A 16,337-nucleotide genomic window follows, 5' to 3' on the forward strand; every position below is an offset into this window, starting at 1 on the left:
CTATATAACTTAGTACTTTTAAACCAATTAACACCTGAGCGATTATCTAGCTATTTTTACGTAATCTAACGTAACTACTTATTCACTCATGCTAACTCATCTAATACCACTCAAACGGTTGTTGAACCCATTTACTAACTCTTTAAACAAACATACAAGTCTTAATGCTTGCGAGCTATTTTGTTAAGATTTTAATGTTTGCTGATGATTTCTGGTGGCTAATTTGTAGGCGACGCTACGTGAAATCTGAATAAAATTGGGCAACTACATACCGCAGATTTTACGTAGCGTTAGTACAAAAATTCACTTAGTTACCGCGATTTCTATAGTGGAAAGGTATACATTCCATTGGCTTTTGTTGCCATAACAGGCCACCACTGTATATATGAACAGTTTTTATGTTAGTATGTGTAATCAGATTAACATCTGAAATCTTTTAAGCGTTAAGTACCAGTCTTTTGACCGTTCACGCATGATAATTACAGTTATCATGCGTGAATATTTATAAAAAACAATAAGATAGCTGCATTTCCACCAATGTCAGAGAAACCGATTCACAATCTATTAGCCAACCACGTTCATGGTGCATTGAATTCGCAAGCGGTTAGCAATCAAAACGCTAAAGTTAGTGACTATTATAGAGATATATTTTCAAAGCTTCCTTTTAACACACAAAGAGCTTACATCAGCGACTACAATGAGTTTTCACTTTATTGCTCACAACAAGGCTTACCAGGTTTAACGAATGACTTTGATAGCAACGAGTATTGTATTAAAAGTTATGTAAGCACGCTGTGTGAATCACCACTAGCCTATAGAACGATAAAACGTAGACTTTCTGCCCTCAGTAAATTTATGGGTATAGCCAACTTACCTAATCCCATCATACGATCGGTTTACCTTAGAGACTTCATAAGGCTCTCACTCATTGAGAACCAAAAGTATAGGATGTCACATCAACAGGCCGTCCCGCTAACAATTGATATGGTTGAACACATCAATAATGTCGTTATTCCGGACTCTTTACTTGAACTTCGAGACCTGGCAATCATTAACATGATGTTTGATGCATTGTTACGGGCCGATGAATTGGTAAGAGTTCGACTCGAGGATATTTCTGCACGTAATAATACAGTGTTGATAATTACGTCTAAGAGTGATCAAAGTGGTCAAGGTCAATATCGTTTTATATCGTCTAGCACGTTAACTATGGTCAATGAGTATATTACTGAAGCTAACACAGACCCTAGTAGCAAGCTTCCACGTCATAGTAGTGATACAAGGAGCTTAAGAAAAGGTATCTTGTTTAGACGTGTAAATAATCATAAGACCGCATTACTTCCTTTTGATGAGCACGTACCTTCTCATCGAGCAAATGTGCTGAATTATTCTAGTGTCTATCGAATTTGGAAACGAATTGCTCTACGCGCCAACATCTCTGAAAACATTACACCACACAGCGGCCGGGTCGGAGGTGCAGTTTCTTTAGCCGAGGATGGTGCGTCACTTCCCGAACTACAGCTTGCTGGAGGTTGGAACTCTCCTGAAATGCCAGGTCATTATACGCGACAAGCTAATGTTAAACGTGGTGGTATGGCAAAATTATCTAAAAAAAGAAAAAGGTAATATAATCAATCCCATAACCCATTCTAGAAGCGTTACGCGTAACTTATTAATATTTTTTTAAACATAATTTGGGTTAATAACTATCTTCGAAATGGTCATGTCCCCTGCTCTATTTATGAGTTCTCTTTAAACTTAGTTTTTGTTCGCTGTACTGAGTCGAACTTAAAACGAAGATGCCCCGTATATATCACAGTTAAGCAAAAAGAGATTACAGGAGTTTTTTGATGAGTAGTGGAATTGAACCTAAACACGGCAAGTTATTGGCAGAGATAATTGTTCCCTCGTCACATTGGCAATTACAACCTGAAAAACAAGACCCATTCACAAGCAAGGAAGCAGCGATAACCTATTTAAACAGTCATAATGAACCATTGTATATTCACGTGCCTTACGTTCAAGATGATATCAGCGGAGATAGAAATAACGGAGCGCGTATAACGGTAACTTCACGAGAAGACGACGTCGTTTTTACCATAAATGATATAAATAATGGTGGTGAGACCGCGTTGCATTTTTCTCACCTAAAAAACCTCGATAGTTCGCTTCGCACCCTGGTAGAGAGTTGTTGCGATAAAAAGATAGTAGCACTCTAGCTAAATCGAGGCAGTAGTATTAAACACCACGTAAAGATAGCCAGTGTCAGACTTACGAATACTGCCGCCGAGCCAATATCTTTGGCTCGGCCTATTAATACGTGAATATCTGTACTCACGTGGTCACATAACTTTTCTACTGCGGTATTAAGCAACTCTGTGATAAGCACTATAAATAACGACATAACAAGGAGTATGCGCTCTACATGAGTAACATCTAAATAGAATGCTACTGGTACTAAAATCACCATTGCTACCAATTCTTGTCTAACGGCAGCTTCACTTTTAAATGCAGCTTTTAAACCTTTCATTGAATAATACGTTGCAAAAAGCAAACGTGAAAAACCAGTGCGTTTCGTTATCATTGTATTCCTAGTTCCATCTCTAGAATTACATTTATAGAATAACTGTTCACGCTATCTTATTAAGATGACAATCACGTTACCAAAAGCCTAAAACAACGATAGCTTTCATACATTTATAACAGCTAAACAGAACGTTTTAACCCACTAACGTTATTATACCTTTACAGCCAACACGTCCGTTTTAACACCATGTAATACTGCGTTTGCCGTCGAACCAAGCAACAAGCGTAGACCGCTTTGACCGTGAGTTCCCACAACGATAAGGTCTGCGCCAATTTTTTCCGCCATATGATGAATTTCATCTGACGGATTACCTATTTCTACATTTACGTGGGTATAGGGAATGTCGTGTCGCTGTGCAATATCTTTTAGCTCGCGCAAGGCCTGCTCTCTGACCTCTTCTGAGAAATCACGTTCCAAAAAAAGGCCGTAGGGTTCCATGGTACTTTGTGGATAAGCAACGTACAGTAAATGTATTTTGTGACTATTGCCGGCTATTGCAACTGCCTTTTGAACAACAAGGTCGTAATCGGAGTAAACATCAATCGGAACTAAGATAGTTTCGTATCCTTGCATCATATTCCCCTTTTTAGGTTCAATTTGTACATAAACACTATAGTTAAGGATTCAGAGGTTATTATTGCGCTAGGTCAATATCTCATCGATTTTTTACGCCATAATTAAGATGAAATTAAACAGCACGTAATGAGGGATAACATGTATAAAATTATAACAATCCTATGCATCACTATGTTTTTGACGGCCTGTGAACAAGGCGCGGACTCGCCCCGAGGTTTCAGTTTACCTGAAGGGGATATGGAAAAAGGCTTTGAGGTATTTAAAAAATACCAATGCCAAGATTGCCATAGAATAGCGGGTGAAAAAGAGCGGGATGATGCGACATACTTGTTAGTTAAGCCTATACCACTAGGAGGCAGTAGTGGAAGAATTAAGACTTATGCTGAACTAGTGACAAGTATTATTAACCCTTCGCATAAGCTTACCCCTCGCCAGCCTGCTAGTTTTACGAGTGAAGACGGAGTGTCATTTATGAGGATTGTAAATGACGAATTAACGGTGACAGAACTTATTGATTTAGTCGCGTATTTGCAACCTAAATACAAAGTAACGCCATACCGTACCAGTGACTATCGCCTTTACCAACTGCGTATACCAGACAAAGCAGAATAGTATATAAAGCTTGAAAACTAGCGGTGTCTTAAGACACCGCTTTTGTTTCCTCTTCAATTTGCGCAAGTTGGCTACATGGCATAAAACTATTAGAGTTCGCCTCATTAAAATGCAATTTAAAGCGTTCTGGTATGTCGTCGGTTAAGAAACTTCCCGTTTTTACCAATGGAAATATTTCGTCATAACGCGCAATGCAACTCTGGTCTACCCGACGAAATATATGTGTACGATTTAACTCGCTCGTTTTTATGTGACCAGTAGAAGATAATATATCCATTAGCGCGTGAACGGTTTTTTTATGAAAGCGATAAACACGCTCATATTTGTCTTGTACATTCAAACCGGCTGCAAGTTTTGGATCTTGCGTAGCAACGCCTGTTGGGCATTTGTTAGTGTTGCACGATAAAGACTGAACGCACCCTAAGGCCAACATCATCCCCCTAGCACTATTGCATATATCAGCACCTAAGCTCAGGTTCTTTGCCAATTGAAAAGCAGTAATTATCTTACCTGATGCGATGATTTTTATTTGATCTCTTATTGCAAAACCAGTCAGACAATCATCAACGAACGCCAGCGCTTCACGAAGAGGAAAACCTATAGAATTAGTATACTCAAGTGGTGCAGCGCCAGTACCTCCCTCGCCTCCATCAACGGTAATAAAGTCTGGTGTAACACCTTTTTCAACCATTGCCTTACACATTGCAATAAACTCACTTTTACGGCCTAAAGCGAGCTTTATTCCTATGGGCTTGTAACCACTAAGCTCTCTTAATTGTGTGATGAAATCAATCATTTCAATAGGTGTGGAAAATGCTTTGTGTCTAGGTGGAGAGTCGACTTGTGTGCCTGGTTCAACGCCTCTAATTTTCGCAATCTCTGGCGTGTTCTTATGCGCGGGAAGAATACCTCCGTGGCCAGGTTTTGCACCTTGGCTCAGCTTTATCTCAATCATTTTAACGTTGTCTAAAGCGGCTTTTTCTTTAAAGAGCTCACTGTCAAAACCACCATTTTTATTGCGGCAACCAAAGTAACCGGTACCGATTTGCCACACAATATCGCCACCATTTTCAAGATGGTATGGTGTTAAACCTCCCTCTCCGGTGTTGTGATAAAAGCCACCTTTTGCAGCGCCTTTATTAAGTGCCTGTATGGCGTTTTTAGATAAACTGCCAAAACTCATCGCACTAATGTTCAACACGCTCGCTTTGTAGGGCTTTTTGCACAAAGGCCCACCAACTGTGACTTTGGGGTTCGCATCCATATCTTGAATATCTCGGGCGGATAAAGAGTGCTCTATCCATTCATATCCGTCTTTGTAGGTGTCGAGCTGAGTACCGAAAGGAATGGTTTCGCGGCTATTCTTAGCACGTTGATAAACAATTGACCGAAACATGCGCGAGATTGGCGCACCACCGGTGTCTGTTTCAATAATATATTGCTGGATGTAAGGTCTAAGCGATTCAACAGTCCATCTTACCCGACCGATAAGCGGAAAGTTTCTTAAAATAGCATGCTTAGTTTGAAAGACATCATATATCGCAAAGCAGAGAAGCGTTGCCGACAACAGCAAAAACCACCATATTGGACTCCACAAAAAACCAATAACAACGTTAATTATAACGAGTAAGACCAATACAGATAAAATGGTGGTCCGCATAAGATATCCTTATTAATGTGCAGTAATTTATACTTACATAAATTGCCACGTTTTAGTTTGTTTATACAACGAAACGTCCATATTCTCGCACCACTTTCCGCTTTAAGCGTTACGCATAACCATGCGGCACCAAATTTAGCCATTCAAAACTGACTAACAGATGCCTCACGTTGGCATTACATGCTAGTCTAATTAAACGGTAATTCCTTAAATTATGATGTACTTGTGCTACGTTGCAGTGCTTGTGCAGTGATGAATGTTATATAGATAGCGAGTGAAAGAGTTTTCATGGAGTATGCATTTCTTCTTTTTGCCTTCGTTTGTGGGCTAACAGTTAAACTAATTGGTATTCCGCCACTTGTAGGGTATTTGCTTGCTGGTTTTTTACTAAACTTTGCGGGCTATGGACTGACTGATGAACTTACCCAAATTGCAAATTTGGGGATCACCATCATGCTTTTCACTATCGGCCTCAAACTCAACATTCGCGACCTTAGTCGACGTGAAGTGTGGGCGGGTAGCGTGTCACACACTGCGTTGTGGGTAGGTGTCATTACCTGTGTGGTTTATGGCGTTAGCGCGCTAGCGGCAAAATATATAGACGGCTTAACATGGCAAAGTGCAGCACTAGTTGCATTTGCTTTGAGCTTTAGCAGTACAGTGTGCGTTGTAAAAGTACTTGAGGAAAGCGGAGAAAGTAAGACAAGGCATGGCCGATTAGCAATTGGTATTTTAGTCATGCAGGATGTTTTTGCAGTTGTTTTCCTTGTTGTTGCTACAGGCAAGTTACCTACCGTGTGGGCCCTAGCGCTACTTGCACTCTTTCCTGCCCTGCCGCTTATCAAGAAAATGATTAATAAATCAGGGCACGGTGAATTACTGCCACTCACGGGGTTTATCTTGGCATTAGGTGGTTATCATTTATTTGAACTGGTAAACATTAAAGGTGATTTGGGTGCGCTAATCTTCGGAATAATGCTGGCACAACATGAAAAAGCCTCGGAACTCGCTAAGTCACTATTAAGTTTCAAAGATCTATTTTTAATCGGCTTTTTCCTAACTATTGGTCTGACAGCACTGCCCGACATTACGATGATGTTGATGGCACTGGTGTTTTGCTTGCTTATTCCAATTAAAGCATTGCTGTTCTTCGGCCTATTTACGTCTTTGCGCTTAAGAGGACGCACGTCGTATCTCAGTAGCCTAGTGTTATCTAATTATAGTGAATTTGGTCTTATTGTTGGCGCGCTCGCTGTGTCGCTTGGGCTTTTGGGCAATACATGGCTAGTTGTTATTGCGCTTTCTGTATCAATTTCATTTGTTATTACCAGTATTTTATATCGCACCTCACACTCTCAATACCATCGTTATAAAGAAACAATTAAACGGTTTGAGAAAAACAGACGTTTAAAAGAGGACATTTACCCTACATTACATAATGCTGAGTTTTTGGTACTGGGCATGGGACGTGTTGGACGCGGCGCGTTCAATGCATTGTCTAAACTGACTGAAGTTAACGTATGGGGCATGGATGCTGATAGAGTAAAAATTAAAGAACTTGCAGACGAAGGTCTCAATGTCATTTGTGGTGACGGCGAAGATATCGATCTTTGGGATAATTTAGATATTAAGGATGTTCAACTTGTGTTACTTGCCTTGCCATCAATTCAAGACTCTATCAATATTACGCGCCAGTTGAAAAACGCAGGCTACACTGGAAAAGTAGCAGCAATTGCACGCTACGAAGACGAAGTATCCTCTTTGTTAGAAAATGGTGTGGATAAGGTCTTTAACTTCTTCACTGAAGCAGGTCTCGGCTTTGCAGAGGAAAGTTTGGCCTATGCTCATTCGCAACGGTAATGCAGTTCTAAATGCGAACAATGGATGAATTGAGAAACGTTATCGTTTGTAAATATATGTTTTATATAGTTTTTTTTGACATCCGCCATTTTAAGCACTACACTTAACGCAAATAATGACTAAGGGTTTACACAATGCAAGGTGATAAACAAGTTGTAGCGAAATTAAACGAAGTTCTGACGAGTGAACTTACGTCTATAAATCAGTACTTTCTACACGCGCGCATGTTCAAGAACTGGGGTTTTTCAGAATTAAACGAGAAAAACTATAAAAAGTCGATTAAGGACATGAAGCAAGCGGACGACCTTATCGAACGAATTTTGTTTCTTGAAGGGCTGCCTAATTTGCAGGCATTAGGAAAGCTGTACATTGGTGAAGATACGCCAGAGATGTTGTCATGCGATGCGCGATTCCAAAAAGAACAGTTGCCTCTTCTTAGAGATGCAATCGCGTTATGTGAAGAAAAGCAAGATTATGTATCTCGCGATCTGCTAGAAGACATTCTTGAATATGAAGAAGAGCATTTAGACTGGATAGAAACGCAAGAATATCAAATTGATGCAATGGGTATTGAAAACTACCTACAAGCGCAAGTAATGGGAGATGACTAATGAAAGGTAACCAAGCAATCATTAACGGCTTAAACGAGCTACTCTCTTATGAGCTTGCTGCAATGGATCAATATTTTATTCATTCGCAAATGTATTTGGATTGGGGTCTCAACAAGTTGTACGAGCGAATTGATCATGAATTTGATGATGAGCGCGGTCATGCAACAAAGTTGATTGAGCGCATGCTGTTTCTTGAAGGCACGCCGGACATGACTAAACGCACTGGCTTCAAGGTCGGTAAAGACGTGCCAGAGATGCTCGAAAGTGACCTACGCGTTGAGTACGAAGTTGATGCAAAATTGCGTGAAGTTATCGCATTATGTGAAACCGAAAAAGACTACGTAACGCGTGATATGCTTATTGTATTGCTAGACGACACAGAGATGGACCATGCACACTGGCTAGAACAGCAATTGGGATTAATTAAGCGCATTGGTCTTGCAAATTACTTACAATCTCAAATGTAAATTGGTGAGCGCCAGAATAAATGAATAACGGTTAGCAAAGGCTAGCCGTTTTTTTTAACAACCAATAACTACTGCTGCGTGACAAAATAAAGATAGTTAGGTTTGCTTTGCCCTTTTACATTTAACCTTAGTTGCCAACGCATTACGGGTTCGCTACAACTGCCCAACATAAACCAACCAGACCATTTGGTATCACTGTCAGAATCTAAAAGGACGGGTATTTTACCCATATACATGTTCACACCTTCGATCCAGGCACTTTCAATTTCAACACCCGATGGAACGGTCAAAGAAAGCGTAATCGACTCTTCTGGAACAGGCTTGACAGAAAAATGAGCTATAGCAATACGGTCATCAATATTAAATTCGCACGTTTCATTAACGAAATTACAGCTATTTCTGATTCCATTGACTACATTAGTATCTGTATACGCGGTTGATTGAAACTTATGTGCTAAATAGACACACCCTGCCACGACTAATATTGTGAGAAGTGGCAGCTGCAAATGTAAAAAATTTGATCGTTTCTTGTTATCGTTATTTAGCATTTCTTAAATTTTATGTATTTCTTCATTGACTGAGATCAAGCTTAGTTAGTTTATGGTATCTTTTTGTAATTAAAAACCTTATCATCCGCGTACCAACTGGCTTGGAGACAATAATTATTACTCTTTCCAAGCTCGGTGTGAAGCGCTAATCCTATTTTAATAGGCGTCATACCGCACTATTTTGGCAGTTGGAAACCATAGTTCATTTGAAGTGGAAGATTCATTAAAATGAGTGAAATAAGCCAAGCACAACCTGACTACAATTATAAAGTAGTTAGGCAATTTACCATCATGACAATAGTCTGGGGTATCATTGGTATGGGCCTAGGGGTATTTATTGCTGCGCAATTATTTGCACCTATGCTTAACTTTGACACACCATGGCTAACATTCTCACGTTTGCGCCCGTTGCACACTAACGCCGTTATTTTTGCCTTCGGCGGCTGTGCGCTTTTTGCAACGTCGTACTACATCGTTCAGCGTACCTGCCAGGTAAGACTGTTCAGTGACAAACTTGCCGCATTTACCTTCTGGGGTTGGCAAGCCGTTATCGTTTTAGCTGTTGTAACCCTTCCATTTGGTTTAACCAGCTCAAAAGAATACGCTGAACTAGAATGGCCAATTGATATTCTTTTGGCACTGGTCTGGATCGCTTATATCATCAACTTTTTCGGAACGCTAGTAATCCGTAAAGTATCGCACATTTACGTTGCGAACTGGTTCCTAGGTGCCTTTATGCTTACCGTTGCAGTTCTGCACATTGGTAATAGCATGGCTATTCCGGTTTCTTTCACTAAATCGTATTCATTGTATGCTGGTGCTGTAGACGCCATGATGCAGTGGTGGTACGGCCATAACGCGGTAGGCTTTTTCCTGACTGCTGGCTTCCTTGGTATGATGTACTACTTCGTACCTAAGCAAGCTGGTCGCCCGGTTTATTCATACAGACTGTCAATTGTTCACTTCTGGGCACTTATCTCTCTGTATATTTGGGCAGGTCCTCACCACCTTCACTATACTGCTCTACCTGATTGGACACAGTCACTGGGTATGGTGATGTCAGTTATCCTATTCGTTCCGTCTTGGGGTGGTATGATTAACGGAATCATGACGCTTTCAGGCGCGTGGCATAAACTACGTACTGACCCAGTATTGCGTTTCCTTATTGTTTCATTGTCTTTCTACGGTATGTCTACCTTTGAAGGTCCAATGATGGCAATCAAAACCGTTAACGCATTGTCTCACTACACAGACTGGACTATCGGCCACGTACACTCTGGTGCATTAGGTTGGGTTGCAATGGTATCAATTGGTTCTATCTACCACTTAATTCCAGTGCTATTCGGTCAGCCTGCAATGTACAGCACCCGTTTGGTAAACGTACATTTCTGGTTGGCAACAATCGGTGTAGTACTTTACATCGTAGCAATGTGGATGTCTGGTGTACTTCAAGGTCTAATGTGGCGTGCAGTTAACGCAGACGGTACGCTAACGTATAGTTTTGTTGAGTCATTAGAAGCCTCTAAGCCGTTCTACGTGGTTCGCTTCATTGGTGGTTGTTTCGTTGTTGCGGGTATGCTTGTTATGGCCTACAACACTTGGAAAACCGTTCGTGCCCCTAAAGGCAGTATCGCTGCAGATCCAGCGACTCAGCCAGCGTAATCAAGGAGACGAATAATGAAAAATCCACATGAGTTAATTGAAAAGAACGTTGGCCTATTAACTGTTTTGATTCTTATTGCAATCAGCTTTGGTGCCATGGTTCAAATTACGCCGTTGATGTTTCAACAACAAACAATGGAACCGGTACAAGGCCTACGCCCATATACAGCACTGGAACTTGAAGGTCGCGACATCTATATCCGTGAAGGATGTGTTGGTTGTCACAGCCAGATGATCCGTCCGTTCCGTGCTGAGACAGAACGTTATGGTCACTACAGTGTTGCTGGTGAATCAGTATGGGAGCACCCTTTCCTATGGGGTTCTAAGCGTACTGGTCCTGACCTTGCACGTGTAGGTGGTCGTTACAGTGATGAGTGGCATCGTGTTCACCTGCTAAACCCGCGTAACGTAGTACCAGAGTCGAATATGCCAGGTTTCCCTTGGCTAGCGGAAAACACGCTTGATGGCGAGTTAACAGCTGACAAAATGGAAGTATTCCGTGGGTTCGGCGTTCCGTATACCGACGAAGATATTGCGGGAGCAAAAGCGGCAGTACAGGGTAAAACGGAAATGGAAGCCCTTATTGCTTATCTACAATCTCTTGGCACACACTTGAAATAGTATGGATCAGGGAATTGTAGGCAGCATTTTTACTGTCATCGTCTTTGTTTGCTTCATCGGCATTGTGTGGTGGGCGTTCAGCAGCCACAACAAGAAAAAGTTCGATGAAGCCGCAAACCTAGTGTTTGCAGACGAAGAAAAAGAAAAATCAAAAGAAGATTAGCAGGAGTCTTGAACTCATGAGTATGTTTTGGACAATTTGGATTTCAGTGATAACCCTAGGGTTAATCATTGGTTGCTACTTCCTTCTGCGCTGGTGCTTATCTAATCAGACAGGCGTGCCAGAAGGCGAGTCAATGGGGCACGAATTTGATGGTATCGAGGAGTTGAACAACCAACTTCCTCGTTGGTGGACAATTATGTTCTACATGACCATCGTTTGGGGTTTCCTATACCTATTACTTTACCCTGGTTTGGGTGCGTGGGAAGGCGTACTGGGCTGGAGAAGCTCTAACCAAAACGTGCAGTCGATTGAAGAATCGGTACAAGCGCGTATAGAAGCGAAAGAGCAAGGTAAACTGGTTGAGTACGACCGCGAGTTAGATTTTGCTGCTGAGAAGTTCGACCCGATCTTCGAAGCCTATGCGAAAGTTCCGGTTGAAGAACTGGCTAAAGATCCTGAAGCAAACAAAGTAGGTCAGCGTTTATTCCTACAAAATTGCTCTCAGTGTCACGGTTCTGATGCCCGTGGTCAAAACGGCGGCTTCCCTAACCTAACTGACAATGACTGGTTGTACGGTGGTTCGGGGGCGAAAATTGTTGAAACTCTTACGCTTGGTCGTAAAGCAGCAATGCCTGCATGGCTTGATGCAATGGGTGAAGACGGTATCGAAGAAGTCGTAAACTACGTACTTAGCCTAAGTGGTCGTGAAGTAGATCAGCAACTTGCTGACGCAGGTAAGGCCCGCTTTGCAGCCTGTGCAGCGTGTCACGGTATGGACGGTAAAGGCAACCAAATGCTTGGTGCTCCTAACTTAACAGATAATATCTGGCTTTATGGCGGAAGCCACAGAGCGGTTACAGAGACACTAACTTACGGTCGTAATGGTGTAATGCCTTCGTTCAAGAAAACCTTGGGTGATGACAAAATTCACGTAGTTGCGGCATACGTATACAGCCTATCGAACGATTAATGATTTAAATCATTAAATATCGCAAAAAGCCTCGTTACCACGAGGCTTTTTTTATGAGAAAATACAGCGATATAAAAAGCATATTCACAGGTGTTTCCAGTGTTTTTTGTTCAATTGAAAATGCCAATGAATATGTTGTTTAGCAGTAAATACGAGAACCTTTATCAATGAACAGACCTTGGTATAAAGAATTCTGGCCGTGGTTTCTTATCGCCGTGCCTATCGTTACTCTCATTATGGGAGGTGTACTTCTCAAACTTGCTATCTCAACAGAAGATAGTTTGGTTGTTGACGATTACTATAAAGAAGGTAAAGCCATTAACGCAACGCTAGATAAAGAAGCGCTAGCGAGAAAGCGCAATATCACTACAGACTTAACTATTGATAACGGAAGTATCGCCCTTAAGTTTCATTCTGGTATACCGCAAGAAGGAAATGCATTAAAGCTCAGTTTTTATCACGTAACGTTGGAAGAAAGAGACATAAGTGTATTACTAAGTCGAGATGCTAGTGGTATTTACCGCGGTTTTATTGAGCAAAACATGGATGGTAAGTGGCGCGTTTCACTTACACCTTTTGATGAGAGCTGGAAAATTCAAAATACGCTGAACCTACCCTATTCCGGCACTATAAAGTTTAATCCATAATGTCACAGCACGACTGTTATCACTGCGGCTTGCCTATAGCAAGTTCCGATCAAGGCCAGTTTAATACTGTTATATTGGGGCAAACACGCGATATGTGTTGTCCCGGATGTCTGGCGGTGTCAGAAGCTATTGTAAATAATGGCTTAGAAGACTATTACCAATTTCGAACCGAGCCGGCAAAGAAATCTGACAATAGCATCCTCGATACCATTGATAAGTTAAACGTATATGACGATCCTTCACTTCAGGAGGAGTTTGTTTATGACGAAGGGCAACATAAACAAATTCAGTTAACACTAGAGGGGATTACCTGCGCAGCATGCGGCTGGCTAATTGAAAAACAGCTTTCAAAAGTCGAGGGCATTAAACAGGTTGCGGTTAACGTGCAAGAGCGCCGTGCGTTGATCACTTGGTCACCACTGGAAATAAAGCTCAGTCAAATTTTAACTACATTGAAGCGCATTGGTTATGTCGGATCTCCTTTTCACCCTGATGAACACGAGGCTAGTTACAAGCGAGAGCAAAAGACCTTTCTAAAAAAACTTGGTCTTGCAGGTATTATGACCATGCAGGTTATGATGCTTATGACTGGCCTTTATTTCGACTGGTTTGGTGCAATAGAGTTGGAAACCAGACAGTATTTTTATTGGGTAGCACTGACACTAACCACCCCCGTTGTGCTTTATTCGGGTAGCACATTTTACATAGGTGCAGTTAAAGCGCTTAGTGCAAAAACGGTAAACATGGATGTGCCTGTCACCTTAGCTGTTTTTGGTACTTATTTCGCAGGTATACGTTCTACTTTGCAAGAACAAGGTGAAGTGTATTTTGAATCTATCTGTATGTTTATTTTTCTGCTATTACTTAGCCGATTTTTAGAACATAGAAGCCGTCATCGTGCTGCGCAAATATCCGCGAATATGATGCAGTATGTGCCTGTGTCGGCTACCAAAGTAAATTCAGACGGTTCAATAAGTGAATGTCTCGCCAAGCAACTTGCTGTAGGCGATGTTGTACTAGTAAAACCCGGTGAAACAGTGCCTATTGACGGTACCGTAGTTGACGGTGTGGCATCGGTAGATGAATCTATGCTTACCGGCGAGTTTAATCCTGTCGCGAAAAGTGAGAAAAGTACCGTATATGGAGGTACCGTTTGCCAAGATGGCACCCTCACGGTTACCGTTTCTCAAACACTCAAAAATGCACTGGTGAATCAAATTGTTCGCCTTCAAGCGAGTGCGATGGCAAGCAAACCCAAAGCAGCGCAATTAGCCGATAATTTCTCGCGCTATTTTGTTAGCGCTGTATTGGTTATTGCAGGTTTAACTTATGGCTACTGGAGTTTGCAAGGTAGCGAAGATGCATTTTGGATAACAATATCTGTACTAGTAGCAACCTGCCCTTGCGCATTAGGGCTTGCGACACCGTCAGCACTTACATGCGCAATGGCGAAACTAAACCGCCAAGGTATATTGTTAAAACGCGCTGATGCACTTGAACAAATCACCACAATCGACACCATAGCCCTTGATAAAACAGGTACGCTTACAGAAGGTAAATTTACACTCACCCAACGCTGGTTTGCTGATGGTGTTGATGAAAACGGCGTTATGAACATTGCAATGGCACTAGAAATGCGTTCGGAGCACCCGATAGCCAAAGCATTTATTACCAAGAGCGAACCAGGCAGCCAACCGCCACATCAAGTAGAACAATTTACTGTTACACCAGGGGGTGGTATCACCGGTGTAATAAATAACGCACAATTTATGATGGGAAGTGCATCATTTGTAGAAGTCGACACTGCGCTTGTTCCAATAAACGCAAACGTGTATCTCACTGTTAACGGGAAGCTTTTAGGGGCATTTGAGGTCAGTGATACGTTACGAAAAGACACCAAAACCACCCTTAATGCCCTTGGGAAGCATAACTCACTTATTGTGCTTAGCGGTGATACCCAACACAATGTAGATACCCTATCACAGCACCTTCCCATACAGCTTGCAAAAGGTGGTCTTACTCCTGAAGATAAGTTTCACGAAGTACAGGCAATGCAAGCCAGCGGAAAAAAAGTGATGATGATGGGGGATGGTATTAATGATGCACCGGTCTTAGCTAGCGCCGATGTGGCTATAGCGGTGGGTAATGCAACGGATGTAGCGAAAACCGCCGCCGATGTTATCTTACTTGGCGATCAGTTACTTTCTGTTCCAGAGTTAATTACCACCGCCAAGCAAGTAAAACAAAAAATTAGGCAAAATATTGGCTGGTCTGTAGGTTACAACATTCTGATTCTACCATTTGCTGTATCTGGTTTGCTTTCGCCTTGGATGGCTGTGGTAGGCATGTCACTAAGTTCTATTATTGTGGTGACAAACTCAACCCGACTATTGAGTAAGTAGCATGAGCATTATTTACGTCCTTATACCCATCGCCATCATTATCGTGGCCGTCGCTATCGTTATTTTCTTTTGGGCTGTAAAGTCCAATCAGTTTGAAGACCTCGATCGTCAAGGCTACAGTATTTTGTTTGATGATGATCTGTCGCCAGAGGAAAAACAACTTGCAGAACAACGTAAGAAACTGCAAGAAAAAGAAGAATTAACTCACTTATCTAAACACACGAACACAGCGAAAACATCAGTCAATCAACCTGAAAACGAGACTCATGGAAGGCATTAATTACTTTTCTGCCTTTCTTATTGGCCTCGCAGGCGGCGTTCACTGTGTAGGAATGTGTGGGGGTATTGTAACCGCACTACGAATGGTTACCCCCAAAGGCATTTCCCCCTTCCCCTATACACTGACTTATAATATTGGGCGCATTGTGAGTTATACCATCGCAGGCGGTATAACTGGTTTTTTTGGAAAAATTGCCGCTGATTATATTCCCCTCGCGAATTATGCACTTTCACTGATTAGCGGCATCATGCTACTGCTATTGGCATGCTATCTCGGGCAGTGGTATACCGGCTTAACCAAACTAGAACGGTTGGGCAACGGAATATTTAAAAAAATACAGCCTTACTCTAAACGTTTTTTACCATTTAGGACGCCGCTGAGCGCCTTTCCCTACGGCTTTATTTGGGGATGGTTACCGTGCGGGTTAGTGTATTCGACATTAACATGGTCATTGGCTTCTGGCAGTGCCTTGCAAGGTAGCGCAATTATGTTCTTCTTTGGGTTAGGCACATTGCCTACACTGATTGCGACAAGCTTGGGTAGCCAATGGTTGATCTCAGGATTTAAAAACATATTGGTTAGACAAGGGATCGCGAGCATAATGGCTATATATGCTGTTTATCTGATTTATCGCGCAATCGCCTAAATCTTGCGGTATCATAACAAAGTAA

18 protein-coding genes are annotated in these 16,337 nt (G+C 41.8%); 14 read left to right on the forward strand and 4 right to left on the reverse strand.

What is annotated here, in order from left to right:
• Window positions 1–537 precede the first annotated feature (537 nt).
• Both LHL20_RS18960 and LHL20_RS18965 read left to right on the forward strand, forming a co-directional pair.
• The gene (locus LHL20_RS18960) at window positions 538–1,626 is read left to right on the forward strand and encodes a tyrosine-type recombinase/integrase (protein ID WP_226434392.1); all 1,089 of its coding nucleotides are present in this window, start codon (window positions 538–540) and stop codon (window positions 1,624–1,626) included.
• A gap of 224 nt (window positions 1,627–1,850) precedes the next feature.
• Complete coding sequence (locus LHL20_RS18965) at window positions 1,851–2,219, forward strand: hypothetical protein (RefSeq protein WP_226434393.1); 369 nt, start codon at window positions 1,851–1,853, stop codon at window positions 2,217–2,219.
• Here the strand turns inward: LHL20_RS18965 and LHL20_RS18970 are convergent.
• Window positions 2,216–2,584, reverse strand: a complete 369-nt coding sequence (locus tag LHL20_RS18970) for a diacylglycerol kinase (protein ID WP_202265713.1) — start codon at window positions 2,582–2,584, stop codon at window positions 2,216–2,218. The two genes, LHL20_RS18965 and LHL20_RS18970, sit on opposite strands and share 4 nt — an antisense overlap.
• Window positions 2,585–2,737: 153 nt before the next feature.
• The gene (locus tag LHL20_RS18975) at window positions 2,738–3,160 is read right to left on the reverse strand and encodes a universal stress protein (RefSeq protein ID WP_274743370.1); all 423 of its coding nucleotides are present in this window, start codon (window positions 3,158–3,160) and stop codon (window positions 2,738–2,740) included.
• 141 nt (window positions 3,161–3,301) lie between these two features.
• On the opposite strand from LHL20_RS18975, the gene LHL20_RS18980 reads away from it, so the two are divergent.
• The gene (locus LHL20_RS18980) at window positions 3,302–3,775 is read left to right on the forward strand and encodes a c-type cytochrome (protein ID WP_226434395.1); all 474 of its coding nucleotides are present in this window, start codon (window positions 3,302–3,304) and stop codon (window positions 3,773–3,775) included.
• Between the two features lie 28 nt (window positions 3,776–3,803).
• Here LHL20_RS18980 and LHL20_RS18985 read toward each other — a convergent pair whose 3' ends face one another.
• Window positions 3,804–5,435: an FMN-binding glutamate synthase family protein gene (locus LHL20_RS18985; protein WP_226434396.1), complete on the reverse strand. Its 1,632-nt coding sequence runs from the start codon at window positions 5,433–5,435 to the stop codon at window positions 3,804–3,806.
• Between the two features lie 288 nt (window positions 5,436–5,723).
• On the opposite strand from LHL20_RS18985, the gene LHL20_RS18990 reads away from it, so the two are divergent.
• The 3 genes from LHL20_RS18990 to bfr (LHL20_RS19000) all read left to right on the forward strand — a co-directional run bounded on the left by LHL20_RS18990 (window position 5,724) and on the right by bfr (LHL20_RS19000) (window position 8,373).
• Window positions 5,724–7,295: a cation:proton antiporter family protein gene (locus tag LHL20_RS18990; RefSeq protein WP_226434397.1), complete on the forward strand. Its 1,572-nt coding sequence runs from the start codon at window positions 5,724–5,726 to the stop codon at window positions 7,293–7,295.
• Window positions 7,296–7,429: 134 nt separating this feature from the next.
• On the forward strand, window positions 7,430–7,906 hold the full coding sequence (gene bfr, locus LHL20_RS18995) for a bacterioferritin (protein ID WP_159624555.1): 477 nt from the start codon (window positions 7,430–7,432) through the stop codon (window positions 7,904–7,906).
• Window positions 7,906–8,373: a bacterioferritin gene (gene bfr, locus LHL20_RS19000; protein ID WP_159624557.1), complete on the forward strand. Its 468-nt coding sequence runs from the start codon at window positions 7,906–7,908 to the stop codon at window positions 8,371–8,373. The genes bfr (LHL20_RS18995) and bfr (LHL20_RS19000) overlap by 1 nt, the downstream gene beginning before the upstream one ends.
• Before the next feature lie 68 nt (window positions 8,374–8,441).
• Here the strand turns inward: bfr (LHL20_RS19000) and LHL20_RS19005 are convergent, their stop codons facing one another.
• A complete protein-coding gene (locus LHL20_RS19005) occupies window positions 8,442–8,921 on the reverse strand; it encodes a hypothetical protein (protein ID WP_226434398.1) in 480 nt (159 codons plus the stop codon).
• 228 nt (window positions 8,922–9,149) lie between these two features.
• On the opposite strand from LHL20_RS19005, the gene ccoN reads away from it, so the two are divergent.
• From ccoN to LHL20_RS19045, 8 genes are all read left to right on the forward strand, one after another.
• Entirely contained in the window at window positions 9,150–10,583 is a 1,434-nt protein-coding gene (ccoN, locus tag LHL20_RS19010; RefSeq protein ID WP_159624561.1) for a cytochrome-c oxidase, cbb3-type subunit I, read from the forward strand.
• Between the two features lie 15 nt (window positions 10,584–10,598).
• Window positions 10,599–11,204: a cytochrome-c oxidase, cbb3-type subunit II gene (gene ccoO / locus LHL20_RS19015; RefSeq protein WP_159624563.1), complete on the forward strand. Its 606-nt coding sequence runs from the start codon at window positions 10,599–10,601 to the stop codon at window positions 11,202–11,204.
• A 1-nt stretch (window position 11,205) separates the two neighbouring features.
• Window positions 11,206–11,367: a cbb3-type cytochrome oxidase subunit 3 gene (locus LHL20_RS19020; protein ID WP_131094652.1), complete on the forward strand. Its 162-nt coding sequence runs from the start codon at window positions 11,206–11,208 to the stop codon at window positions 11,365–11,367.
• Window positions 11,368–11,383: 16 nt separating this feature from the next.
• A complete protein-coding gene (ccoP, locus tag LHL20_RS19025) occupies window positions 11,384–12,337 on the forward strand; it encodes a cytochrome-c oxidase, cbb3-type subunit III (protein ID WP_202265699.1) in 954 nt (317 codons plus the stop codon).
• Between the two features lie 167 nt (window positions 12,338–12,504).
• Window positions 12,505–12,984 (forward strand): FixH family protein, encoded by a 480-nt coding sequence (locus LHL20_RS19030; RefSeq protein WP_159624567.1) that lies wholly within the window; start codon window positions 12,505–12,507, stop codon window positions 12,982–12,984.
• Window positions 12,984–15,386: a heavy metal translocating P-type ATPase gene (locus LHL20_RS19035; protein WP_226434399.1), complete on the forward strand. Its 2,403-nt coding sequence runs from the start codon at window positions 12,984–12,986 to the stop codon at window positions 15,384–15,386. The genes LHL20_RS19030 and LHL20_RS19035 overlap by 1 nt, the downstream gene beginning before the upstream one ends.
• Before the next feature lies 1 nt (window position 15,387).
• Window positions 15,388–15,666 carry a cbb3-type cytochrome oxidase assembly protein CcoS gene (gene ccoS / locus LHL20_RS19040; protein WP_226434400.1) on the forward strand — a complete coding sequence of 93 codons (279 nt, stop codon included), beginning with the start codon at window positions 15,388–15,390 and terminating at the stop codon, window positions 15,664–15,666.
• On the forward strand, window positions 15,653–16,312 hold the full coding sequence (locus tag LHL20_RS19045) for a sulfite exporter TauE/SafE family protein (RefSeq protein WP_226434401.1): 660 nt from the start codon (window positions 15,653–15,655) through the stop codon (window positions 16,310–16,312). Before ccoS ends, LHL20_RS19045 begins: the two co-directional genes overlap by 14 nt.
• Window positions 16,313–16,337 lie beyond the last annotated feature (25 nt).

Origin of the sequence: Alteromonas sp. McT4-15 (genome assembly GCF_020515205.1) — a bacterium.
GTDB lineage: Bacteria > Pseudomonadota > Gammaproteobacteria > Enterobacterales > Alteromonadaceae > Alteromonas.